1 rRNA gene is annotated in these 812 nt (G+C 57.6%); it reads right to left on the bottom strand.

The window, feature by feature from the left end:
* A 23S ribosomal RNA gene (locus ACWUI7_RS13475) occupies positions 1-812 on the bottom strand; the annotation flags it as partial.

Genomic DNA, 812 nt, shown 5'->3' with positions numbered 1-812 from the left:
TTCGGATCTTGGTACGGACATCGTGCTTGTCGTTTCACGGGCCCTGTGTACGGCTGAGTTTCCCTATCTCACGTTTCGCTCGCTTCGTGCCGTGACGGCGTCCACGAGGTTCCATGATTTGACCGGGCGAAGGCCCGGCTCAGCGGTCCACACGGCGTTGACGTTTGCTGCACGATGGCATTGGAATATTAACCAATTTCCCGTTGACGTAGTCGAATTACGGTACGTCTTAGGACCGGCTAACCCTCGGCTGATTGGCAGTGCCGAGGAACCCTTGCTCATCAGGCCGTCGAGGTTCTCACCCGACTATCGCTGCTACTGTGACCAGGATTGTCGTTACCGCACGGTCCACACGAGCTCTCGCCCGTGCTTCCGTCCGAACGGTACGCCGACCTACGCGGTTGTCCTAACGGACACGGCTGGGTCTCGGTGGTAGATTTGAGCCCCGATCATTTTGGGCGCCTCAAACCTCGGCCGGTAAGCTGTTACGCTTTTCTTAGAGGGTAGCTGCTTCTAAGCTCACCTCCCGGCTGTTTAGGGCTTGAGACCACCTTTCGATTGCACTTAATCTACACTTTGGGACCTTAACCCAGCTCTGGGTTGTTCCCCTCATGGTACACAGGCTTACCCCGCGCACCGGACTCCCATCGTCTGCGACGCGTGCGGGTTCGGAGTTTGACAGGATGGCTGACTCCTCTCGGAGGCAGGTCATCCAATCGGTAGCTCTACCCCGCAGGCTATCTCGGATGAGGTCATGCTTCGACATGTTTCGGTCGGAACCAGCTGTTGCCAGGCTCGATGGGCCTTTCACC

It is taken from the genome of Halorubrum orientale, from assembly GCF_059623105.1.
This window is presented reverse-complemented; position numbering and strand designations above follow the sequence as displayed.